General features: G+C 65.9%; 21 protein-coding genes and 1 pseudogene. 19 read left to right on the forward strand and 3 right to left on the reverse strand.

All coding sequences use genetic code 11. The annotated features are described in order from the left end of the window. Positions 1 to 72 precede the first annotated feature (72 nt). The 5 genes from AAHM40_RS24355 to AAHM40_RS24375 are packed head-to-tail and all read left to right on the forward strand — an operon-like array spanning position 73 to position 5,090. Positions 73 to 1,152 carry an ABC transporter substrate-binding protein gene (locus AAHM40_RS24355; RefSeq protein WP_342246980.1) on the forward strand — a complete coding sequence of 360 codons (1,080 nt, stop codon included), beginning with the start codon at positions 73 to 75 and terminating at the stop codon, positions 1,150 to 1,152. 10 nt (positions 1,153 to 1,162) lie between these two features. Further along, on the forward strand, positions 1,163 to 2,206 hold the full coding sequence (locus AAHM40_RS24360; protein ID WP_342246981.1) for an LLM class flavin-dependent oxidoreductase: 1,044 nt from the start codon (positions 1,163 to 1,165) through the stop codon (positions 2,204 to 2,206). Between the two features lie 14 nt (positions 2,207 to 2,220). Next, positions 2,221 to 3,351, forward strand: coding sequence for an LLM class flavin-dependent oxidoreductase (locus tag AAHM40_RS24365; RefSeq protein WP_342246982.1), 1,131 nt, complete (start codon positions 2,221 to 2,223; stop codon positions 3,349 to 3,351). A gap of 51 nt (positions 3,352 to 3,402) precedes the next feature. After that, positions 3,403 to 4,464, forward strand: a complete 1,062-nt coding sequence (locus AAHM40_RS24370; RefSeq protein WP_342246983.1) for an ABC transporter substrate-binding protein — start codon at positions 3,403 to 3,405, stop codon at positions 4,462 to 4,464. A 26-nt stretch (positions 4,465 to 4,490) separates the two neighbouring features. Continuing rightward, positions 4,491 to 5,090, forward strand: coding sequence for a nitroreductase family protein (locus tag AAHM40_RS24375; protein WP_342246984.1), 600 nt, complete (start codon positions 4,491 to 4,493; stop codon positions 5,088 to 5,090). 76 nt (positions 5,091 to 5,166) lie between these two features. Here AAHM40_RS24375 and AAHM40_RS24380 read toward each other — a convergent pair whose 3' ends face one another. Continuing rightward, positions 5,167 to 5,901, reverse strand: a complete 735-nt coding sequence (locus tag AAHM40_RS24380; RefSeq protein ID WP_342246985.1) for a class II aldolase/adducin family protein — start codon at positions 5,899 to 5,901, stop codon at positions 5,167 to 5,169. A gap of 63 nt (positions 5,902 to 5,964) precedes the next feature. After that, a complete protein-coding gene (locus AAHM40_RS24385) occupies positions 5,965 to 6,186 on the reverse strand; it encodes a hypothetical protein (RefSeq protein WP_342246986.1) in 222 nt (73 codons plus the stop codon). Positions 6,187 to 6,249: 63 nt separating this feature from the next. On the opposite strand from AAHM40_RS24385, the gene AAHM40_RS24390 reads away from it, so the two are divergent. From AAHM40_RS24390 to AAHM40_RS24430, 9 genes are all read left to right on the forward strand, one after another. Next, positions 6,250 to 7,416, forward strand: coding sequence for an LLM class flavin-dependent oxidoreductase (locus AAHM40_RS24390; protein ID WP_342246987.1), 1,167 nt, complete (start codon positions 6,250 to 6,252; stop codon positions 7,414 to 7,416). A gap of 17 nt (positions 7,417 to 7,433) precedes the next feature. Continuing rightward, positions 7,434 to 8,489: an ABC transporter substrate-binding protein gene (locus AAHM40_RS24395; protein ID WP_342246988.1), complete on the forward strand. Its 1,056-nt coding sequence runs from the start codon at positions 7,434 to 7,436 to the stop codon at positions 8,487 to 8,489. A 71-nt stretch (positions 8,490 to 8,560) separates the two neighbouring features. Next, a complete protein-coding gene (locus AAHM40_RS24400; protein WP_342246989.1) occupies positions 8,561 to 9,613 on the forward strand; it encodes an ABC transporter substrate-binding protein in 1,053 nt (350 codons plus the stop codon). Continuing rightward, complete coding sequence (locus AAHM40_RS24405; RefSeq protein ID WP_342246990.1) at positions 9,600 to 10,811, forward strand: MFS transporter; 1,212 nt, start codon at positions 9,600 to 9,602, stop codon at positions 10,809 to 10,811. Before AAHM40_RS24400 ends, AAHM40_RS24405 begins: the two co-directional genes overlap by 14 nt. A gap of 1 nt (position 10,812) precedes the next feature. Further along, complete coding sequence (locus AAHM40_RS24410; protein ID WP_342246991.1) at positions 10,813 to 11,574, forward strand: ABC transporter permease; 762 nt, start codon at positions 10,813 to 10,815, stop codon at positions 11,572 to 11,574. Next, positions 11,571 to 12,347, forward strand: coding sequence for an ABC transporter permease (locus AAHM40_RS24415; protein ID WP_446731618.1), 777 nt, complete (start codon positions 11,571 to 11,573; stop codon positions 12,345 to 12,347). Before AAHM40_RS24410 ends, AAHM40_RS24415 begins: the two co-directional genes overlap by 4 nt. A gap of 4 nt (positions 12,348 to 12,351) precedes the next feature. Next, complete coding sequence (locus AAHM40_RS24420) at positions 12,352 to 13,149, forward strand: ABC transporter ATP-binding protein (RefSeq protein ID WP_342246992.1); 798 nt, start codon at positions 12,352 to 12,354, stop codon at positions 13,147 to 13,149. Positions 13,150 to 13,886: 737 nt separating this feature from the next. Beyond that, the gene (locus AAHM40_RS24425; RefSeq protein WP_342246993.1) at positions 13,887 to 14,618 is read left to right on the forward strand and encodes a CDC27 family protein; all 732 of its coding nucleotides are present in this window, start codon (positions 13,887 to 13,889) and stop codon (positions 14,616 to 14,618) included. Positions 14,619 to 14,742: 124 nt separating this feature from the next. Next, complete coding sequence (locus tag AAHM40_RS24430; protein ID WP_342246994.1) at positions 14,743 to 15,351, forward strand: flavin reductase family protein; 609 nt, start codon at positions 14,743 to 14,745, stop codon at positions 15,349 to 15,351. 55 nt (positions 15,352 to 15,406) lie between these two features. Here AAHM40_RS24430 and AAHM40_RS24435 read toward each other — a convergent pair whose 3' ends face one another. After that, positions 15,407 to 18,082, reverse strand: a complete 2,676-nt coding sequence (locus AAHM40_RS24435) for a cation-transporting P-type ATPase (RefSeq protein WP_342246995.1) — start codon at positions 18,080 to 18,082, stop codon at positions 15,407 to 15,409. Between the two features lie 1,140 nt (positions 18,083 to 19,222). Here AAHM40_RS24435 and AAHM40_RS27380 point away from each other — a divergent pair. The 5 genes and pseudogenes from AAHM40_RS27380 to AAHM40_RS24455 form a co-directional block, all read left to right on the forward strand. Then, positions 19,223 to 19,453 (forward strand): annotated as a pseudogene (locus AAHM40_RS27380) (HAMP domain-containing protein); the annotation flags it as partial. Positions 19,454 to 19,594: 141 nt separating this feature from the next. Beyond that, complete coding sequence (locus AAHM40_RS27385; RefSeq protein WP_446731619.1) at positions 19,595 to 20,308, forward strand: methyl-accepting chemotaxis protein; 714 nt, start codon at positions 19,595 to 19,597, stop codon at positions 20,306 to 20,308. A gap of 90 nt (positions 20,309 to 20,398) precedes the next feature. After that, positions 20,399 to 21,019, forward strand: coding sequence for a glutathione S-transferase family protein (locus AAHM40_RS24445; protein ID WP_342246997.1), 621 nt, complete (start codon positions 20,399 to 20,401; stop codon positions 21,017 to 21,019). Between the two features lie 114 nt (positions 21,020 to 21,133). Then, positions 21,134 to 22,066: an ABC transporter ATP-binding protein gene (locus AAHM40_RS24450; RefSeq protein WP_342246998.1), complete on the forward strand. Its 933-nt coding sequence runs from the start codon at positions 21,134 to 21,136 to the stop codon at positions 22,064 to 22,066. Further along, entirely contained in the window at positions 22,063 to 22,842 is a 780-nt protein-coding gene (locus tag AAHM40_RS24455) for an ABC transporter permease (RefSeq protein WP_028629790.1), read from the forward strand. Before AAHM40_RS24450 ends, AAHM40_RS24455 begins: the two co-directional genes overlap by 4 nt. Positions 22,843 to 22,902 lie beyond the last annotated feature (60 nt).

Below are 22,902 nucleotides of genomic sequence, written 5' to 3' on the forward strand. Positions count from 1 at the left end.
TCGGTGACCAGCGACTTCTGACCCCCCCCGCCCGCGGCCTGCCGGGCCGCGGGCTTTCGCGAGGATATCGCCATGCAAGCACTTACCCTCATCCGACTGTTGCGCCGCCTGGCCCTGCTGCCGGCCACCCTGCTGGCCAGCCAGGCCATTGCGGCGGAGCCGCCCCAGAGCATTCGCATCGCCACCGTGGCCTATGCCAATGCCGGCAAGATCACCTTCAACGGCCCGGCCTATGTGATGGATCGCGACCAGTGGCTGCAGCAGGAGCTGGCCAAGCGCAACATCAAGCTGGAATGGGTCCCCGCGGCCACCGCCTCGGTCGGCACCTTCGTCAACGAGGAATTCGCCAACCAGCGCATCGACTTCGCCTTCTACGGCGACCTGCCGTCGATCATCGCCAACGCCTCCGGCGTCTCCACCAAGCTGGTCGCCCCGGGCGGCAGCGGCAACAATGTCTATCTGGTGGTGCCCAGCGGCTCCAGTGCCACCTCGATCAAGGACCTCAAAGGCAAGCGCATCGCCCTGCATCGGGGACGTCCCTGGGAGCTGTCGTTCGCCAAACTGCTGGAGGCCAACGGCCTCGCCTTTGCCGACTTCCGCATCTTCAACCTCAACCCCCAGGCCGGGGCCGCTGCGCTGAGCGCCGGGCGGGTGGATGCGTTCTTCACCCTCAGCGACGCCTTCCTGCTCGAAGACAAACAGGTCGGCAAGATCATCTGGTCCAGCAAGCAGGCGCCGCGCGACTGGAAGATGCGCGCTGAACTCTGGGGCGCCAGCGACTTCGTGGCCCAGCAGCCGGAGCTGACCCAGCTGGTGGTCACCGCCTACCTGAAGGCCGCCCACTGGACCGCCCAGGACGCCAATCGGGAGACCTACCAGGGCTACCTGGCGCAGTCCGGCCAACCGCTGAGCGTGCTGCAGCGCGAGGTCGAGGGCGAGTCCTGGGTCGGCCAGTTCACCCCGCTGTATGACCAGGCCCTGCGCCAGCACTACGCCGACGCCATCAGCTACAGCCAGAAGGCCAAGCTGATTCGCGGCAAAGTCGACGTCAATGCGCTGCTCGAGCCGAAATTCGTCACCCAGGGGCTGAAGGACCTGCAGCTGGAGCACTACTGGCAGGCAGACCAGGCCGACCTGGCCAGCCGCCCCTGAGGAGAGCCCCATGAGCATCGAATTCATCTGGGAGCTGCCCAACTGGCGCGACTCGCGCTATGCCGACGCCCGCCTCCATCTGCGCGGTGAGCGCGAGGGCCAGGCCGTGTTCGGTCCCGGTGTCAGCGACCCGCGCGGTGAACGCTTCAACTACCTCGACTACCTGCAGCAGATCGCCCGCGCCGCCGACCTGACCGGCTTCGATGGCATCCGCATCGGCAACCATCCCGAGGGCGACGAGCCCTGGATCATCGCCGGCTACGTCGCCCGCAGTACCCGCCACCTGCGCCTGCTCACCGAGTTCGACGCGGCGCGCGGCTCGGCGGTGTATGCGGCGAAGAACGCGGTCAGCTACCAGCGTTTCACGGGCGGGCACTTCGCCTGGCAGCTCAGCACCCCGACCGATGCCGCCGCGCGCAGACGCCAGGGCGACTTCGTCGCCGACGCCGACCTGCTGCCGCGCATCGAGGAATTCATCGGCGTGGCGCGCGGAGTCATCACCCAGGCGCCGTTCAGCTTCAAGGGACGCTTCTTCGAGGTGCTCGATGGCGGTTTCCAGGGCCCGCTGGCGGGCCAGCGGGTGCCGCCCATCTATCTCGCCGGCGACGACGCCGAGGCGCTGCAGCTGTCCGCCCGCCAGGCCGACGTCCATGTCTTCTCCGCGCGACCGCCCCGCGAACTGGCGCCGCTGCTCGACGAGCTGGCCCGCATCGCCCGCCAACAGGGGCGTGCCCCGCAGGCCGGCCTGCGTCTCGACCTGCTGGCCCGCGAAGATGCCGCCGAGGCCCTGGCCGATGCCCAGCGCCTGGCCGCCCAGTCAGGCCTGCAGGCACCTGGCGGCAGCGGCCTCTGGCAACCAGGTGGCGACGCCAGCGCGACCCTGGTCGGCAGCTACGCCGAGGTCGTCGCGCAGCTGGCCGAGTATGCCGCTGCCGGCATCGGCAGCTTCCTGCTCGGCGCCGCGCCGCATCTGGAGGAAGCCTACCGGATCGGCGAGAACGTCCTGCCCGCCCTGCGCGCCCGCCTTGCCGGCGCCACCGCCCACACCGCCTGACGAGAATCCACAGCATGGCCATCGATGTCTTCTGGCGCCTGCCCACCCATGGCGAGCCCAGCACCCACCGCAACCGCGAGCCGTTTCGCGGCGACTGGTTCTTCGGCAACGGCAGCCCCAGCAGTAGCGGGCTGAGCACCCGCGACGACGGTTTCACCTATATCGACTACCTCGCCGAGATCGCCCGCGCCGCCGAGATCTCCGGCTTCCAGGGCGGGCTGATCCCGTCCTTCCCGATGACCGACGAACCCTGGGCCATCTCCGCCTTCCTGGCCCGCGAGACGCGCACTTTCCGCTTCATGATCGCCTTCCAGCCGGGCTTCCTGAACCCGCTGACCGCCGCGCGCATGACCGCCAGCCTGCAACGCGCCAACGGCGGCCGCGCGCTGTTCAACGTGATCACCGGCGGCGGCGGCCCTGCCCAGCTGTGGTGGGGCGACAGCGCCGGCCACGATGCGCGCTACGACCGCACCAGCGAGTTCCTCGACGTGCTACGCGGGGTGTGGAACGGCGGCCCGTTCAGCTACCAGGGCCGCTACTACCAGGTCGAGGACGCCGGTCTGGCCCTGCCGCTGGCGCAGCAGGATTTTCCCGAGATCTACTTCTCCGGCTCTTCGGATGCTGCACTCGCTACTGCATCGAAACACGCCGAGTACTACCTGACCTGGCTCGAGCCCTTCGCCCAGCTGCGCGAGAAGTTCGCCCGCGTACGCGAGCGCACCGAGGCCCTGGGGCGCAAGATCAAGTGTGCGGTGCGCGTCGACATCATCGCCCGCGCCACCGAGGAAGAGGCCTGGCGCGAGGTGCGCAAGGGCTTCGAGCGGCTGTCGCCCGCGGAACTGGCGCGCGCCGCCCAGCGTCCCGGCGGCGACTCGGTGGGGGCCAACCGGCAGGCCGGCAATCGCCCCGAGAGCATCAGCCGTTTCGACGACCTGATCCTCGAGCCGAACGTCTGGTCCGGCTTCAACCTGCTGCGCGGCGGGCAGACCAACGGCATTGTCGGCAGCTACCAGCAGGTGGCCGAACGCCTCGACGAACTGGTCCAGCTCGGCGCCGACGCCTTCATCCTGGCCAGCACGCCACACCTGGAAGAAGCCTACCGGGTCGGCGAAGAAGTCCTGCCGCTGCTGCGCGGCCACCGCTAATCCAACCGCGGCCGCCGGGCTCCGGCGCGCCGCCTGCTTCTGGAGCCGCCCATGCCACAGTCTTCGCCCCGCCCAACGCCCAGCCTCGACAAGCTCTGGTTCACCCGCTGCCCGGTGCCGACCGCCACCGGCCTGGCCTACCGGCTCGGCTGGCTGCAGCAGGCCTTCGCCGACGACGGCGTCGCCGTCGAGACCCTGCAGGACAACCCCGGTCTCGGCCAGCATCACTACGACCACCAGCTGCCAGAGCTGATTCGCGAGGGCGGCAACATCCTCGCCTTCGCCGCCCGCGCCCAAGGCGCGCCGACCCGCCTGATCGGCCTGACCTGGATCGACGAATGGCAGGTGATCCTGGTGCGTCCCGAGTCCGGCATCCGTAGCGCCGCCGATCTCGCCGGCAAGCGCCTGGCGCTACCGCAGTGGATCGAGCATCCGCTGCCCAGCCACGCCCGCGGCTCCAGTATCGCCCGCGGCATGTCGCTGCAGGGTTATCGCGGCGCGCTGGCCAGCGTCGGGCTCGGCCTGCATGACGTGACCCTGGTGGAGGTGCCCTCCGGGCATGGCAAGCGCGGGCAGAACGGGCCACGCCAGCTGTGGGCCGGTATCGAGCAACTCGCCGCCGGCCGGGTCGATGCGGTCTATGTCAAAGGCGCCGCAGCGGTGGATGCGGCGCGTGCCGCCGGCGTGGTGGTCGGCATCGACCTGGATGCCCTGCCTTCTGCCCACCTGCGCACCAACAACGGCACGCCACGGCCGATCACCGTGCACAAGAACCTGATCGACCAGCACTTCGACCTGCTGGTGCGCTTCCTCGCCGAGACCCTGCGCGCCGCCGACTGGGCCGCTGACAACCCCGCCGCCGTGCACGCCGTCCTCGAGGGCGAGACCGCCGGTAGCGCCGCGGGAGTAGCCGCCGCCTATCGCAACGACTTCCACCGCAGCCTGCATCCGGACCTCTCCGCCGAGCGCCTGGAATTGTTCGCCGAGCAGAAGCAGGCGCTCTGGCTGTATGGCTTCCTCGAACGCGACTTCGACCTGTACGACTGGGTCGACCACCGTCCCCTGGAGGCCGCCCTGGCGCTGCGCGAGCGCCAGCGCCAGGGCGGCCTCTGATTCACTCACCCGCACGAGACAGCGACATGAGCACACCCCGCCAGACCGAATACGCCATTCATCCACAGTTCCTCGAACGCTGGTCGCCCCGCGCCTTTACCGGCGAGGCGATCGCCGAGCAGGAGCTGTTTGCCCTCTTCGAAGCGGCGCGCTGGGCACCTTCAGCCAACAACGCCCAACCCTGGCGCTTCGTCTATGCGCTCAACGGTTCGCCCAGCTGGGCGAGCCTGTTCGGCCTGCTCGGCGAGAAAAACCGGCGCTGGGCGGCCAAGGCCGCCGCGCTGGTGGTGCTGATTTCGCGCACCCATCACCGCCGCCCCGGCGCCAGCGAGGACAGCCCGTTGCTCAGCCATTCCCTGGACAGCGGCGCGGCCTGGGCCAGCCTGGCCCTGCAGGCCCAGCACAGCGGCTGGAGCAGCCATGCCATCGGTGGCTTCGACCGCGAGCGGGCGCGCAGCGAACTGGGCGTGCCGGACGGTTACCAGGTCGAGCTGGCCATCGCCATCGGCCGCCGTGGCGATGCCGCCGAGCTGCCCGAGGACCTGCGCGCCCGGGAACAACCGACCCAGCGCCAGCCGCTGGCGAGCCTGGTGGCCGAGGGCCGCTTCAGCTTCGCCAGCGCCTGAAACGACCGAGCCCGAATGCGCACTGCATTCGGGCTCGTCGCTTGAACAGGCCGCCGCAGCGGCCTGCCATCTCGGCTCAGGCCACCGCTTCGAGCAGCTTCTGCCCCTGGGCCCACAGGCCGGTCATCTTCCACTGCTGCTCGAGTACACCGGGGCCGAATTCCTTGGAGCCGCCAAACAGTTCGGCGAGGCCCTGGAAGTAGGCGCCCTCCTCGATCAGCAGGATCAGCCTGGATGCCTGCAGCACGCTCTCGCCCCAGAAGGTGGCGCCGCCGTTGGCCTCGAGAATCGCCGGGGTGTGCGGGTTCTCCTCGATCTTCTCGACGATGAAGGCGTGCTCCGGCTGGCGGCGGTCGATGTAGATCGGCAGCTCGCGGGCCAGGGTCACGCGCTGGGAGGCCGCATAGCGGATCGGCAGCACCCGGTGGGCGCTGGCCCAACCGCCGAGGTATGGCGTGTGCACGTGGATCACCACATTGACCTCGGGGCGCTTCTGGAACACCCCGGCATAGCGCTGGCCGTTGCCGCCGGCCTTGCTGCCGCTGAGCGGCGAGCTGCCAGCGGCGGTCTCATCCAGCACCACCTGGCCGCTGTAGCTGGCAACCACGGCGCGGATCTCCTGGTCATCGGCCCAAGGGCCCGGTGCGTGCAGGGCGATCACCAGATCACTGTCGGGTACTCGCACATAGGTCTGGTAGGTGTTGGTGGCAGTCAGCGTGCGGGTTTCCTTGAGCACGCGGAAGGCCTTGGCGAAATCGCGTTTGGCCTGTTCGATCTGGCTGAGTTGGGTGGCGGTAAGGCTGGCGGTCATGGCTGATGCTCCTGGGGGTCGATGATGGCGACCGCGCCTTCTCGGCACGGCACTGACGTCTTCTCAGCAGGACTTGTGCCATAAGAAAAAAACATTGAACTTCAATGATTTAACTATCGAACCCAGCACTTTAAAGCCCTTCCCCAGCGGAATCTGCTGCCCCCCCAGCAGCCAGTGCTGGGCAGGTGTTGCTGCACCAGCAATCACCTCTAGCAAGACCCACCAAAAATCGCTGCAGCCCTCGTCAAAACTGGCTTTCAGCCTTTCGGCACAGGCCTTGCTCAAGTCCCTGCAACCCCGCTCGCAGCATGCGGCGGGCCTCCTCGACGCAGCCACTGGAACACTGCCATGAGCACCGAATTTTTCTGGCGTTTACCGCTGGGTAGCGATGGTCCCTACCTGGCCACGGACAAGAACAACCGCGGCGCCGCCGTGCACCGCCCCGGCAACATCGCCCCGGGGCGCCTGCCCAACGGCGAGCCGGACGGCTTCACCTATATCGACTATGTCGCCCAGGTCGCCAAGGCCGCCGAGCTGGCCGGCTTCGAGGGCGCCCTGCTGCCGACCGGCCCCGAGCCGTGGATTGCCGCCGCCGCCCTGGCCCGCGAAACCCGCCGGATCAAGTTCCTGATCGCCTTCCAAGCCACCTGGACCCTGCCGGCCTATGCCGCGCAGCAAGCGACGATCCTGCAGAACCTCAGCCGCGGTCGCCTGGAGTGGAACATCATCACCGGCGGCAACCCGGCCAGCCAGCGCGCCAATGGCGATTTCCTCGAACACGACAAGCGCTACCAGCGCACCGGCGAATTCCTCGACATCATCGATGGCCTGTGGAGCAACGAGCAGTTCAGCTACCAGGGCGACATCTACCAACTGGAGAACGGATCCCTGCCGCTCGGCCTGAAGCATGAGCGCAAGCCCGGCGTGTACTTCTCCGGCTTCTCCGATGCTGCCCTGGACGTGGCGGCGAAACATGCCGATGTCTACCTGAACTGGGCCGAGCCGATCGACAAGCTCAAGCCGCACCTCGAACGGGTGCGCGAGCTGGCCGACAAGCAGGGCCGCAGCGTGCGCTTCGGCATCCGCATCGACCTGTTCGCCCGCGAGACCGAAGAGGCCGCCTGGAGCGAACTGCGCCGCCAGTACGAACGCATCGACGCGCGCACCAGCGCCGCCATCAAGCACTTCGCCACCGGCTCCGACTCGGTGGGTGCGGCGCGGCAGAACGCCTACCACCAGAACAGCGACCGCTTCGACGATCTGGTCCTCGGCCCGAACCTCTGGGCCGGCTTCGGCAAGGCCAAGCCGGGGCCGACCGTGGGCCTGGTCGGCAGCCATGAGAACGTCGCCGAGCGCCTCGCCGAATACCGCGACGCCGGTTTCTCCACCTTCATCCTGGCCGGCAATCCGCACCTCGAAGAAGCCCTGCGCATCGGCCAGGAGGTGCTGCCACTGGTGCACACCAAACCGGTGCAGAGCCAAACCCCCACCGCCGCGCTGCAAGCCAGCGCCTGACTGAAAGGAATCGCACCATGAGTCAACCGCTCGATACCCTCTGGTACACCCGCTGCCCGGTTCCCACCGGCCTCGGCATCGCCGTGCAGAAAGGCTGGCTGGAAGAAACTCTGGGCGCCCAGGGCACCACCATCAAGTCGCTGCGCGAGTCGGCCAACCAGGCGGTGCGCGAATCGCACTTCGACCATACCCTGCAGAACTCGGTCCGCCACGGCGGCAACATTCCGGCCATCTGGGCCCGCGCCAGCGGCCGCGACACCCGGGTGATCGGCCTGTCCTGGGCCGACGAGGTGCAGCTGATCCTCAGCCTGCCGGACAGTGGCATCAAATCCGCCAAGGATCTCAAGGGGCGCAAGTTCGGCTTGCCGAACTGGGCCAACGCGCAGATCGACTTCACCCGCGCCCAGGCCATCCGTGGCCTGGAGAACGCCCTCAAGCTGGAGGGCCTGGAGGTCAAGGACGTCGAGCTGGTCGACTACACCCACGGCGGCACCTTCAGCGACGAGGCGGCGGAGACGATCAACGGCACCTCCACCTTCGGCGGTCGCCGTCGCGGTGGGCAGAACGCCGAACTGGTCGGTCTGCTGCGCGGAGAAGTCGACGCGATCTTCCTCAAGGGCGCTCACGCCGCACAGCTGGCGCAACAGTTCGGCCTGCACACGGTGATCGACACCGGCTCGCATCCGGAGCCGCTGATCCGTGCCAACAACGGCACGCCGCGCACCCTGAGCGTCGACTCCAACCTGCTGGAGCAGCACTACGATGCCGCGGTCGGCATTCTCGGCTCGGTGCTGCGCGCCGAGGAATGGGCCTGGACCCACCCCGACGACACCCGCCGCTACCTGGCCCGCGAGACCAACAGCAGCGAGTACTGGGTAACCCAGGCCTACGGCGAGGACGCCCACCAGCGCCTGCGCACCAACCTCGACGAGCGCTCGATCGTGGCCCTGCAGGACTTCACCGACTTCCTCCAGCGCTGGGCCTTCATCCCGCAGAGCTTCTCGGTCCAGGACTGGATCGACGCCCGCCCGCTGGAAACCCTGCGCAGCGCAGTGGCACAGCGCGCCGGCTGAGTCGTGGTTCCGCACGGGCGAACACTGCGCCCGTACGGAGCACATCCGAACAAGCGTTTCGTGGACATTTCATGAGCACACCCCTCGATACCCTCTGGTACACCCATAGTCCGGTACCTACAGGGCTCGGCATCGCCGTTGAATCCGGTCGTCTGGCCCAGGCCTTCCGACCGCTGGGCACCCGCATCCAGGCACTGCGCGAGTCCTCGGACCGCGAAGTGCGCGAGGCACACTTCGACCAGCACCTGCACAACTCGGTGCGCCATGGCGGCAACATACCCGCCATCTGGGCTCGCGCCCGTGGCAGCGAGACCCGGGTGATCGGCCTGTCCTGGGCCGATGAGGTGCAGCTGATCGTCACCACCCATGACAGCCAGATCCGTGATATCCGCGACCTGCGCAACCGCCGCTTCGGCGTGCCCAAGTGGGCCAACGTGCAGATCGACTTCACCCGCGCCCAGGCCATTCGCGGTCTGGAGAACGCCCTCAAGCTGGAGGGCCTGCGGGTCGCCGACGTGGAGCTGGTCGACTACCCCTACGGCGGCACCTACAGCGATGAGCCGGTGCACCATGTGCATGGCGCCCAGGTCACCCTCGGCGGCAATCGTCCGCAGCGCAACAACGAGCTGATCGGCCTGTTGCGCGGCGACATCGATGCGATCTTCGTCAAGGGCGCACACGGCCTGCACCTGGCCAACGAATTCGGTTTGCGCGTGGTGGTGGATGTCGGCTCGCACCCGGACCCGCTGATCCGCGCCAACATCGGCACGCCACGCACCCTGACCGTCGACCAGCACCTGCTCGATGAACACTTCGAGGCGGCCGTGCTGATCCTCGATACCGTGCTGCGGGCCGAGCAGTGGGCCTGGGCCCACCCGGAAGAGACCCGTCGCTACCTGGCCCGCGAGACCAACAGCAGCGAGTACTGGGTGGCCCGCGCCTATGGCGAGGACGCCCATCTGCGCCTGCAGACCAACCTGGCCGAGCGCTCCACCGGCGCGCTGCAGGACCTCACCGACTTCCTCGAGCGCTGGGACTTCATCCCGCACGGTTTCGACGTGCGCCAATGGATAGCCGCCGAGCCGCTGGAACAACTGCTGGAGAAGGTCAATGTCGCGATCTGAAACCAGCGGGCGCCCCGGCGCCTTCCTGGCCAACTTCATGCTGCTGGCCGCCTTCAGTGGCGCCACCATCGGCATGGCCAAGATCATCACCACCCTGTACGCCATCGAGATCGGTGCCAATTCCCTGCAGCTCGGCATCATCTCGGCCATGGAATCGCTGGGCATGGTGCTGCTGACCCTGCCGGCCGGCTTCGTCATCGCCCGCTTCGGCGCGCGCCGGGTGTACTTCCTCGCCAGCCTGGGGCCCATGTTACTGAACCTGGCCATCCCGCTGTTCGGCGGCTGGATCTGGCTGGCCGCGGCGCGCCTGCTGATCGGCCTGTGCATCCCGTTCCGCATCGTCGCCATGAACAGCGCGTTTCTGCGCCAGCTCAAGCGCATCGGCAACGACAAGGCCGGCTGGTACCGCGGCTCGCTGACCTTGGGCATGGGCCTGCTCGGCCCTCTGCTGGGCAACTGGCTCAGCGGCAGCACCGGCTTCACCCTCGGTTTCGTGGTGATCGGCCTGTGCTTCGGCCTGATGGCGGTCTACAGCCTGGGCTTCTGGGAAGCCGAGCAGGTGGAGCCGAGCAGCCTGGATGTCGGCGCCGAAAGCGGCAGCATGTTCAGCCAGGTTCTGGCCATGCTGCAGAACCTGGAAATCGCCGAGAGCTGCCTGATCGAGATGCTCTCCGGTGCCACCGGCGCGCTGTTCGGCACCTTCATCATTCTTCTGGCCATGGACGTCGCCGGGCTCTCGCAGAGCCAGGCGGTCAGCCTGGTGATGGTACAAGGCCTGGCCGCCGTACTCGGCCTGTTCGGTCTCGGCTACCTGGTAGAGCGCATCGGCCGGCGCTTCGCCTATGTCGCCGGGCTGAGCGCCGCGGTGCTCGGCCTGCTGCTGCTCGGCCGCGCACATGGTTACGCGTTGCTGGCCATCGGCGGCGTGCTGCTGAGCACGGCGGCCTCGCTGGTGCACCTGGTCAACATGGCCCAGCTCGGCGAACACGCCGCCGACAAGAGCAAGATCTCCGGCCTGTTCAATCTGGCCGGCATGCTCGGCAGCTTTTCCGGTGCGCTGCTCGGCGGCGTGATCAGCCAGCTGGTCGGCCTGAGCAACCTGTTCCTCGCCTGGATTCCACTGCTGTTGTTGGTGACCGGCTTCTGCTGGCTGCGCAAGCTACGCCGCGCCCCCGCGGCTGCCGTATTGGAGGGATGACATGCTGAGCGCCTTACTCAACCGCCTGAGCTGGTTCGCCTCGCCACTAGCGCTGCTCGTCGTCTGGGCCCTGGTGGCCCAGGCCGGTTGGTACCCGACCCAGCTGCTGGTGCCGCCGCTGCATGTCTACCAGGCCTTCGTCGAACTGCTGGGCAGCGGCGAGCTGCGCGAGCACCTGCAGAACAGCCTGTCGCGCCTGGGCATAGGCTTCTCCCTCGGCGCGCTCGGCGGCCTGCTGTTCGGCACCGCCATGGCCCTGTCGAAGCAGGTGGAAGCCTACTGCTCGCCGCTGTTCCATACGCTGCGGCAGATCCCCTCCATCGCCCTGATTCCGATGTTCATCCTGTTCTTCGGCGTCGAGGAGACCTTCAAGATCCTCATCGTGGTGAAGGCGGCGTTCTTCCCGGTGGCCCTGGCCACCAGCGAGGGCGTTAAGGGCATTCCGCGCAGCTACTTCGATGTGGCCGCGGTATATCGCCTGCCGTTGTGGAGCCTGCTCAAGGACGTAGCCTTCCCCGCCGCAGCACCGCCCATAGTCACAGGCTTGCGCATCAGCCTCAGCCGTTCCTGGATGGTTCTGGTCGCCGCCGAGTTGCTGGCCGCCGACAGCGGCCTCGGCCAGTTGATCGAGCTGAGCCGGCAGATGATGCGCATCGATATCGTGATGGTCGGCGTGGTGGTAACCGGGCTGGTCGGCTTCACCCTCGACTACGGCTTCCGCCTCCTGGAAAAACACCTGTTCCGTTGGAAACCACGCGCATGAAGATTCTGATCCGCTTCCTCGCGTCATTGCGCGGCCTGCTGCTGCCACTGCTGCTGATCGCCGCATGGGAATACATGTCGCGCCAAGGCGCCAGTCAGGCCTATGCCTTCGTGCCGCTGAGCAAGATCGGCGCAGGTCTCGACGAGCTGCTGGCCAGTGGCGAGCTGTGGCTGAGCGTGGCGGCCAGCCTCGAACGCACCTGCCTCGGCCTGCTCTATGGCGTGCTCGCCGGCTTCGCCGTGGGCGCGCTGATGGCCCACTCGCGCATCGCCGAACGCCTGCTCGCGCCGCTCTACCACACGCTGCGCCAGGTGCCGATTCTCGGCCTGATCCCGCTGCTGGCTTTGTGGTTCGGTAGCGGCGAGTTCTCCAAGGTATTGATCGTTTCCCTGGCAGCCTTCTACCCCATGGTGCTGAACAGCTTCGAGGGATTCAGCCATGTCGAGAAGAGCTACCAGGAGGTCGGCCGCATCTACACCCTGACGCCGCTGCAGCAGTTCACCCAGGTGCAACTGCCGAGCGCCCTGCCCAGCCTGTCCAACGGAGTGCTGCACGCACTGGCCTTCGCCTGGGTCAGCTCGGTGGGCTGCGAGCTCTTCCTCTCCACCGGCATGGGCCTCGGCAACCTGATGATGAACGCCGAGACCGGATCACGCATGGAGGTCGTGGTGATCGGCGTGCTGTGCATCGGCCTGCTCGGCTACACCATGAACCAACTGTTTACACGCCTCAGCCGCTATCTGCTGCGCTGGCGCAACCTTCGCGATAGGTAACCTCATGACAGCCATTCTCGATCCACAACTGCTCGGCAACGACCTGCGCCAGCCCGGTGCACTGGAGATTCGCGGCCTGCACAAGGCCTACCAGATCGACGGCAAGGCCCTGCCAGTGCTGCACAACATCGACCTGCAGGTGCTGCCCGGCGAGTTCGTCAGCATCGTCGGGGCCAGCGGTTGCGGTAAGTCATCGCTGCTGCGACTGATCGTCGGCCTGGAGAACGACTACCAGGGCCAGATCCAGCTGGACAGCGAGTCCGTGTCGGGCACCAGCCTCGACCGCGGCATCGTGTTCCAGGACCACCGCCTATTCCCCTGGAAGACGGTCGAGCAGAACATCGCCCTGGCCCTCAGGAACCAGCGCCTGGGCAAGAAGGAAAAGGCCAAGCTGGTGGCCGAGCATGTGGCCCTCGTCGGCCTGAACGGTTTCGAACAGGCCTACCCGCACCAGCTCTCCGGCGGCATGGCCCAGCGCGCCGCCATCGCCCGCGCGTTGATCACCCGCCCTAAGGTGCTGCTGCTCGACGAGCCTTTCGGCGCCCTCGATGCACTCACCCGCGTGCACCTGCAGCACGAACTGCAGCGCATCTGGGTGCAGCAGCGCAGCACCATGATCATGGTCACCCATGACGTGGAAGAAGCGCTGTACCTAGGCGATCGCGTGATCGTTATGGATGCCCGCCCGGGACGCATCCGCCACGAAGTCAAAGTCGACCTGCCGCACCCGCGGGAGCGCAACTCGCAGGAACTGCAGAGATTGCGTGAGGAGCTACTTACAGAGCTGACGGAGATCCATTAGCACTCGGCGGCAACTAGTCGCCCCTGCTTTTGTTTGCATCGAACGACTGCTTCTGGCCGGCTTCTGCCTGTTGCAACGGGCAGAAATCGGCCCAGACCGTGTAAAAACGTGGCCAGCGCCCTTGCTATGCTGCCGACAAGTTTCATAGCGGGGCGGTCCGCCCCCTATGCCGATTGCCCAGAAGCTCTCGGTCCGTCCAATCCCGGTGGGACTGATCTGCACACTGGTACAGATTTGGTACGTGGTGCAGAGGTTTTCCGCTAGAAGGTGCACCATTATTGATTTGGATAGATGATTATTTCCGATCCATCATCGGCGCCACGGAGAAGCGGCGGGACAGGGCAGGGCGGACGGTGGGCTGGAGCTGGGCTTGCGGCTGATTCATCGGTAGTGACGGCTGTGTTGCGGCGCCGGGTGGCGTTGAAGGGCACATAGTTTATCAGTAAGCGGGATTTTCCGTCCTGATCACCTCTCGGGGGCGCCTCGCAGTCGAGTCTTCCTGTTGGCGCTTCCAATGTTGTTTTCCCACGTCGCTGACGTCGGCTGGCCGTACGGCGCTGGCGGTTGCTTCGTGGGAACTTCAGGGCACTGGTGCAGGTCGGAGAACGCCATGATTCCCGTCTCTGGCTCACGCAGGTGACGCCGGGACGGAGCGGATAGCCGGCGCAGGCAAGACCTGTAACCCGCCATACCCCCCAGCCCTGGTGAGAATGCCCTCGATGTACGCCAAGTGTTTGATGTCGATCCTGACGTTCACCCTTTACGCGGCCTCTTCGCTGCCGGCGTACTCCGCTGATCAGTGGGGGGGGCAGGGCAATAACAGTGCGTCAGCAGCCCTATTGGAGGCGGCGTCGCTGCAACTGGAGTTTGGCGAGGTGGAGCAGGCTGGCGACACGCTGGAGCGTGCTTTGCGCATCGAGCCGAACAATCCCGCGACCTTGCATTATCTGGGGCAGGTGCGGTTCCAGCAGGGGCAGTTTGAGCAGGCCATCGCCTTGGCCAAGAGATCCACTGGGCGCGCTCGCACCAATACCGAGTTGCGCAATCGCAATCTCCAGCTGATCCAGGCGGCCCGGCAGAGCATGGGGCCGGGCGTGGCGAGTGGTTCGGAAGCGGAGGTCGCGGTGGATGAACAGGCTCAAGTCCGAGTGGGCCTGTATCAGCAACGCGCAAGGCCGGGTGAGGCGGGTATTGCAGCCGGTGGTCTGGCCACAGCGGAGCAGGAAGGCTTCGCAACCGAGTCGCAGGCGGGTGATTGGCAATCCCGTGATGCCGGTGGCCTCCAGGCCGCTTCGTTCGATTCACAGCCGGCGTATGACGAGGTGCGTATCCCGCGCGGCCAGATGCCGCCGCTTGGCAAGTGTCGGATTTGGTTCCCCGATCGCCCGGTGGGACAACAGCCCGCACCTGGCAAATGTAAGAAGCTGCAGAATCGGGTTCCGCAGGGTGCCTACCTTGTGCGTGGCTGAGACCAGGGCTTGACGGGGACCAGGCTCCTGCACACAGAGCCCCCGGTCATCGATCAAGGTGCCTGTGTTGCAGCTTCAGGCGGCAAGGCATAATCGCCGCTTTCTCCCTGCTGGAGCCTTTTTCATGCAACTCGACTTCACCCAACTGGCCCCGCTGGACGCCTACCGCTGGCTTGCCTCCACTGTTACGCCGCGCCCAATCGCCTGGGTTTCCACTCTGTCGAAGGACGGGGTCAGCAACCTCGCGCCGTTCAGCTTTTTCCAGGTCATCAGTGACAACCCGCCGACCTTGATGGTGAACATCAACACACGTGACGATGGGCAACTGAAGGACACCCTGCGTAACGTGCAGGACACCGGCGAGTTGGTGATCCAGTTGGTGTCCTTCGAGCAGGCGGAAGCCATGAACGCCAGTGCGGCCTTGTTGCCCCATGGCGTGAGCGAGTTCGAGAAGTGTGGCATTGCCACCGAAACGTCGTTGCGAGTGCAGGCGCCGCGGGTGCAGGGCGCGCCGGTGGCTTTCGAGTGCCGAGTGGCCGAGGTTCAGCCCTATCCACGCGCCAACCCCAACTGTCACCTGGTGTTCGCTGAGGTGCTGCTGGCGCATGTCGATGATGCGGTGCTGACCGAGGCTGGTCGGGTGGACCCGCATCGCCTGGATCTGGTGGGGCGCCTGGGCGGAAGTGCCTACACCCGCACGCGCGACACTTTCAACATGGTGCGGCCGAGCTGAGCCCAGCGCCGCCCACAGGCGTCCGACGCGGGTAGGCGGCGCGCTTGTTCGGGCGCTAGCGGTGCTCACGCCGGATCGTGCGCCGAACGATCTTGTCGACCTCCACTACCGCGCAGGTGGCCACCGCCGTTCCCAAGCACCAGCTCCAGCCCACCAGGCTCAGCCCGCTGGTGCCGAACAGCGTCTGCAGCGCCGGCAGGTAGGTGAAGCCCAGTTGCAGCAGCACCATCAGGCCGACCATGCTCCAGACCATCGGGTTGTCCTTGAAGCTGAAGCGCGCCGGGCCACTCAGCCGGCGGCTGCTGAACAGGTAGCCGATCTCGCCGAATACCAGGGCATTGACCGCGAGGGTTCGGCTGGCCTCCATGCTCCAGCCGATCTGCTGGGTGTAGATAAATAGCCCGAGGCTGGCCACGGTCAGCAGCACCGATACCAGCAGGATCAGCCAGAGCAGTTCGCCCGATAGCAGCGGCGCTTTCGGGTCTCGTGGCGGCCGTGCCATGAGATCGTCCTCGGCCGGCTCGAAGGCCAACGCCAAGGCCAGGGTGACGGCGGTGATCATGTTCACCCAGAGGATCTGCAGAGGCGTGATGGGCAGCGTCAGGCCCAGCAGGATGGCCGTCAGCAGGACGATGGCCTGGGCGCCGTTGGTGGGCAGGATGAAGAGGATCGACTTCTTCAGGTTGTCATAGACCGTGCGACCTTCTTCCACCGCGTGGGCGATGGTGGCGAAATTGTCGTCGGCCAGGACCATCTGCGCCGCTTCCTTGGCCGCCTCGGTGCCCTTGATGCCCATGGCGATGCCGATGTCGGCGCGCTTGAGGGCAGGGGAGTCGTTGACCCCGTCACCGGTCATGGCCACCCGTTCGCCAATGGCCTGCAGACGCTCCACCAGGCGCAGCTTGTGGCTCGGGCTGGTGCGCGCGAAAACGCTGGTTTCCTTGAGCAGGGCATCCAGCTCGGAATCGCTCAGGTCATCCAGGTCAGCGCCGGTCAGCGGATTGCCGGCCGGCAGACCCAGTCGCTCGGCAATGGCGGCGGCGGTGGCGGCGTGATCGCCAGTGATCATTTTCACGTGGATACCGGCGTTGTGGCATTCCTTTATGGCGAGAATGGCTTCCTCCCGGGGCGGGTCCATCATGCCCACCAGGCCCAGCAGCACGAAGCCACTGCCCAGGTCGGCATGGTTCAGCTCGTGCTGGCCGCTGCCGGCGCCGCGGCGGGCCAGGCCGATCATGCGCAAGCCGGCGGCTGCGCCTTCTCCCAGCACGTCGTCCCAGATACGTGGGTCCAGCGGCTCGGCGCTACCGTCACGCCATTGCTGGTCGCAGACTTCCAGCAGTCGCTCCGGTGCACCAATCAGGTAGATGACGCCCCGGCCGTGCTCGTCGCGATGCAGGCTGGCCAGGTAGCGGCGCTCGGAGCTGAAGGGGAGGGCGTCGACTCGGGGGTGGCGGCTGGCTTCGTCGTCCGAGTCCAGTTGCAGCTTGCCGGCCAGGGTGAGCAGCGCCGCTTCGGTAGGGTCGCCCGTGATGCACCACTGGCTGTCCACCTCGCAGAGGCTGGCGCTGTTGGCCAGCAGGCCGGCGCGGGCCAGTTCGTGCAGGTCATGAGCGAGGTCGATGGTGGGGCTGACGTCACCTTCGGGGGCGTACCCCACGCCAGAAATTTCGTAGCGACGGGCCGCAGTGTAGACGCGTTGCACGGTCATTTCGTTGCGGGTCAGGGTGCCCGTCTTGTCGGAGCAGACCACGGTCACCGCGCCCAGGCTCTCCACTGCCGGCAGTCGGCGGATGATCGATTGGCGGCGGGCCATGCGCTGGACGCCCAAGGCCAGGATGATGGTCAGCACCGCCGGCAGGCCCTCGGGAATGGCCGCCACTGCCAGGCCGACGGCGGCCATCAGCATGTCGTCGGCGCTGTAGCCGCGCAGCAGGATGCCGAAGGCGAAGGTGGCCACCGCCAGTACCAGGATGATCAGGGTAAGTTGGCGGGCGAAGCGCGCCATGTCCGCCAGCAGCGGTGTCTGCAGCTGCTCCACCGAGCCCAGCAGGTGACTGATGCGCCCCAGTTCGGTTTCGCCGGCGGTGGCGACCACCAGGCCAACGCCGCTGCCAGCACTGACCAGGGTGCCGGAGTAGGCCATGCTGTGGCGGTCGCCCAGGCTGGCATCGGCGGTGACCGGTCGGCTGGTCTTGTCGGTGGGAACGGATTCCCCGGTCAGTGCCGCTTCCTCGATACGCAGGTCGCGTGTTTCCAGCAGGCGCAGATCCGCCGGAACGCGGTCGCCGGCTTCCAGCAGCACCAGGTCGCCCGGCACCAAGTCCTCCGCCGGCACCTGGCGCACTTCGCCGCTGCGTTTCACCCGGCTGTCCAGGGTCAGCAGCTTCTGGATGGCGCGCATCGCTGACTCGGCCTTGCCCTCCTGGATGAAACCGACCACGGCGTTGATCAGCACTACCCCGAAGATCACCGCGCTGTCCAACCATTCGCCCAGGACGAGGGTGACCAGGGTGGAGGCCAACAGCACATAGATGAGCAGGTTGTGGAACTGCAGCAGAAAGCGCTTCAAGGGACCAGCGCTGGCGCGTTCGGGCAGGCGATTGGGGCCAACGCTGGCCAGGCGACGCTCGGCTTCGTCTGTGTCGAGCCCGGTTGGCCCGCTGTCCAGTTGTCGCAGGCTGTCATCGACAGACTGAGCATGCCAGTGGGTGGAAGTTGGAGCGGTCATGGCGTCCTCCTTGGCGAGTCGTGAGTCAAGCCTAGTTCCCCGGGCAATTTCCTTTATTGGCCTGGATCAGTTCCTAGATTTTCGTAGGAAGCATAGAAAGCCATCCAAAAGCGACGTCCAGTTAGTCAAAAACAGCATGGCCTCTCAGCTGACAGGATTGTGGCTTGTCGCCAGCATTCTGCAGCTCCTATGTTCGGTCTTTCAGGGAAGCGGATAGCAGATCGCGTCCATGCAGTTGTCGCCTTGTGGGGAGGTTGGAGCATGTGGACTGTTTTGCAACGCAGGCTGGCGAGCCTGAGCACTGCCAACAAGCTGATACTGGGGTTCGGCATCGTACTGGCACTCACCCTGGTGGTAGCGGCCACCGGTTTCAGTGCTCTGCGCGCGGTGGACGGCCGGGCGCGTCTTCTTGAGGAGATGCGTGCCATCAGCGGTGATGTGCTGATGATCCGGCGCACGGAAAAGGACTATGCCCTCACCTCTGACACCAAGTATGCCGAGGCGCTGCGTCAGCAGGCCGAAGCCATAGTCACCCGCAGCGAGGCACTGGCCGCGCAGTTGTCTGCTCCGGGGCGCGAGGCCCTGGGCGAAGTCACCCAGGCCATGGCGGAGTACCGAGCGGCTTTTGACCGTTACGTAGAGCTCACCGACAACCAACGCCTGGGGCTGGAGGCTGCCAACTGGCTGGTGGTCAGCGCGTCCAACAGCCTCGACGTGCTGCAAAGCGGTTTGAACGAGGATGGCGTCGACCTGCTGAAGCGTTCGCAGGGGGTCGAAGGCGCGGAGCTGGTGACCCAGGGCGGGCAGATCAGCCGCGTTTATCAACTGCTCCTGCAGGCCCTCAACCAGGCCCGCCTGCGCCTGGAGCAGAGCCGGGGCACGGAAGGGGCCGGTGCCCCGCAGATCCAGGAAGCCCTGGACGCTCAGACGCTCGCCGCCGAGCTGCGCGACGCCATGCAGGACCCAGGCTACGCCGCCGTGCTCACTGAAGTGATCGGCAACGTCGACTCCTTCAATGACCGCTTGAAGGATTACACCGCGTCCCTGGAGCAGCAGCGCCAGGAGTACATGCACCTGGCGACCCAGGCCGACCGGGTGGTGGAAGCTGTGGAGCGCGCCTACGAACTGCAAAAAGCCGACATGCGCGCCCAGCAGGATTCCAGCTCGCTGCTGATCCTGCTGGCAGCGGCCCTGGCCTTGGTGATCGGCCTGGCGGCTACTGCACTGATCAGCCTGTTGATCGTTCGGCCGCTGCGCCGGGTCATCAGCCTGGCTCGGCAGATCGCCGAGGGTGATCTCAGTGCCGGTATCGAGGTGCAGCGCCGCGACGAGATCGGTCAGTTGATGGAAGCCATGCAGGGCATGTCCGGCAACCTGCGGGACATGGTCGGCCGCTTGCAGGGCGGTGTGGCGCAGATTTCCTCTTCGGCCCAGGCGCTGTCCAGCGTGACCGAGCAGACCCGCGTAGGCGTGAACGGCCAGAAGGAAGAAACCGACCAGGTAGCCACCGCCATGAGCCAGATGGCAGCCACCGTGCAAGAGGTAGCACGCAATGCCGAGGCCGCCGCCAGTTCCACCGAGGCGGCGGACAACCGCGTCACCACCGGCAGTCAGGTCGTGCGCCAGACCCTGGAGCGGGTCAATCAACTGGCCCATGCGATGGAGGAAGCCACTTCCAGCATCCAGCGCCTCAGCCAGGACACTCAAAGCATCGATACCGTGCTCGACGTGATCAAGAGCGTCGCCGAGCAGACCAACCTGCTGGCGCTCAATGCTGCCATCGAAGCGGCCCGTGCCGGTGAGCAGGGGCGTGGCTTCGCCGTGGTCGCGGACGAAGTGCGGGCGCTGGCGCGGCGGACCCAGCAGTCCACCGCCGAGATCGAACGGCTGATCGCCACCCTGCGCGATGGCGTGCGCAGTTCAGTGGAGCACATGCAGCAGAGCGAAAGCCTGTTAGGGCTGACCGTGCAGGATGCCAACCTGACCGAGGAAGCACTGGCCGGCATTGCCGACGCCGTGACCCTGATCCACCAGATGAATCAGCAGATCGCCGCGGCGGCCGAGCAGCAGAGCGCAGTAGCCGAGGAGATCAATCGCAGTGTCACCAGCATCCGGGATATCGCCGACCAGTCCGCCATGGCCATGGACGAAACGGCAACCTCCAGTGTCCAGCTCGCGCGGCTGGGGCAGGAGTTGCAGGGCATGGCGGGGCATTTCCGGCTCTGAGTCCGCAGCAAGTCTGGAGGATTCGGCATTCCGTCGTGCGGATCGGGGCCCTAGAATGGTGCCCCTGTCCAACCGGCCTGGAGTGTCGCAATGCTGAAGATCTGGGGGCGAATCAATTCCACCAACGTGCGCAAGGCGCTCTGGTGCGCTGAAGAAGCCGGAGTCGCCTACGAGCAGCGGGACGCCGGTGGCGCCTTTGGCCTGGTCAACGAGCCGACCTACCGCGCGCGTAATCCCAATGGCCTGGTGCCGATGATCGAGGACGGCGATCTGGTGCTCTGGGAGTCCAACGCCATTGTCCGCTACCTGGCTGCACGTTACGCCGCGGGTAGCCTCTATCCCGAGTCGCCAGTGGCGCGTGCCGAGGGTGACAAGTGGATGGACTGGGCCACCTCAAGCTTTGCCACACCGTTTCGCGACCTGTTCTGGGGCACAATGCGCACACCGCCGGCCGAGCGTAACCAGGCGCTGATCGATACCGCGCTGACACGCTGCAGTGAGCTGCTGGCCATTCCTGACCGAGCCCTGTCCGAGCGCCCCTACTTGTCGGGCGAAACCCTGGCGATGGGCGATATCCCGCTTGGCTGCTTCGCCTACGCTTGGTTCGAGATGCCGATCCTGCGTCCCGAGCTGCCCAACCTCGAAGCCTGGTACGCGCGCCTGAAGGCCCGGCCTGCGTACAAGAAAGCGGTGATGACGGCGCTGACCTGATCCGGCTCGCCGATAGAGCCATTGGAACCTAGGCTGAGTGGCAGCGATCGCCGGTTGAATTAGCTGGCATTCGGCCTTATCTAGCCCCTTTCCTTAGAAGCAGACGAATCCATCATGAGTTCCGCCCTGTCCATTCGGCAGTTGACCAAGACCTACGGCAATGGCTTCCAGGCCCTCAAAGGCATCGATCTGGAAGTGGCTGAAGGTGATTTCTTCGCCTTGCTCGGCCCCAACGGCGCAGGCAAGTCCACCACAATCGGCATCCTGTCCACCCTGGTGAACAAGACCAGCGGCACCGTCAGTGTCTTCGGCAATGACCTGGACACGTCGCCCTACGCGCTCAAGCGCTGCCTGGGCGTGGTGCCGCAGGAGTTCAACTTCAACCAGTTCGAGAAGGTCTTCGACATCGTCGTGACCCAGGCGGGCTACTACGGCATTCCGGCGAAGATCGCCAAGGAGCGCGCCGAGCAGTACCTGAACCAGCTCGGCCTGTGGGAGAAGCGCAATTCAGCCTCCCGCGAGCTCTCCGGCGGCATGAAGCGCCGCCTGATGATCGCCCGGGCGCTGATCCACCAGCCGCGCCTCTTGATCCTCGACGAACCCACTGCGGGCGTGGACATCGAGCTGCGTCGCTCCATGTGGAGCTTCCTCACCGAGCTGAACGAGCAGGGCATCACCATCATCCTGACGACGCACTACCTGGAAGAGGCCGAGCAGCTCTGCCGCAACATCGGCATCATCGACCACGGCCGCATCGTCGAGAACACCAGCATGAAGGAACTCTTGAAAAAGCTGCACAAGGAAACCTTCCTGCTGGACCTCAAGGAGCCCCTGGAAGTGCTGCCCCAGCTTAATGGCTACCCCGCCGAGCTAGTGGATGACCACACCCTGGAAGTGCAGGTTGAAAAGACCCAAGGCCTGACCGAGCTGTTCCGTCAGTTGGCGGCCTTGAACATCGATGTGCTGAGCATGCGCAACAAGTCCAATCGCCTCGAGGAGCTGTTCGTGTCCCTGGTGGAGAAAAACCTGGCGAAGGTGGCCGTATGAGTTCGGAACTCTCCGCAAACCTGGTCGCCCTCAATACCATCGTCTATCGCGAAATCCGCCGTTTCATGCGGATCTGGCCGCAGACACTGCTACCCCCGGCCATCACCATGGCCCTGTACTTCGTCATCTTCGGCAACCTGATCGGCCGGCAGATTGGCGACATGGGCGGCTTCAGCTACATGGACTACATCGTCCCTGGCCTGATCATGATGTCGGTCATCACCAACTCCTACAGCAACGTGGTGTCGAGCTTCTTCGGCAGCAAGTTCCAGCGTTCGGTGGAGGAGTTGCTGGTATCGCCGGTGTCGGCGCACACCATCCTCCTCGGCTACACCATCGGTGGCGTGCTGCGCGGGCTGGCGGTGGGGGTGATCGTGACCTTCCTGTCGTTGTTCTTCACCAAGCTCCAGGTGCACCACATCGGGGTGACGGCGCTGGTGGTGCTGCTGACTGCGACCATCTTCTCCCTGGGTGGGTTCATCAACGCGGTCTATGCGCGCAATTTCGACGATATCTCGATCATTCCGACCTTCGTGCTGACCCCGCTGACCTACCTGGGCGGCGTGTTCTACTCGATCCACCAGCTGCCGCCGTTCTGGCAGACGGTGTCCCTGGGCAACCCGATCCTGCACATGGTCAACGCCTTCCGCTACGGCATCCTGGGTGTTTCCGACATCAACATCGGCGTCGCCATCGCCCTGATGCTGCTGACCATGGTCATTCTTTACGTCGCCTGCATCCGACTGCTGGTCAGCGGTCGCGGTATGCGCCAATAAGGCGAAACAAAGCGACACAGAGTGGCATTATCTTCTGGATGCCGCTGATCGAGGTCTGCC

This window comes from Pseudomonas sp. OTU5201 (assembly GCF_038440135.1).
GTDB lineage: Bacteria > Pseudomonadota > Gammaproteobacteria > Pseudomonadales > Pseudomonadaceae > Metapseudomonas > Metapseudomonas resinovorans.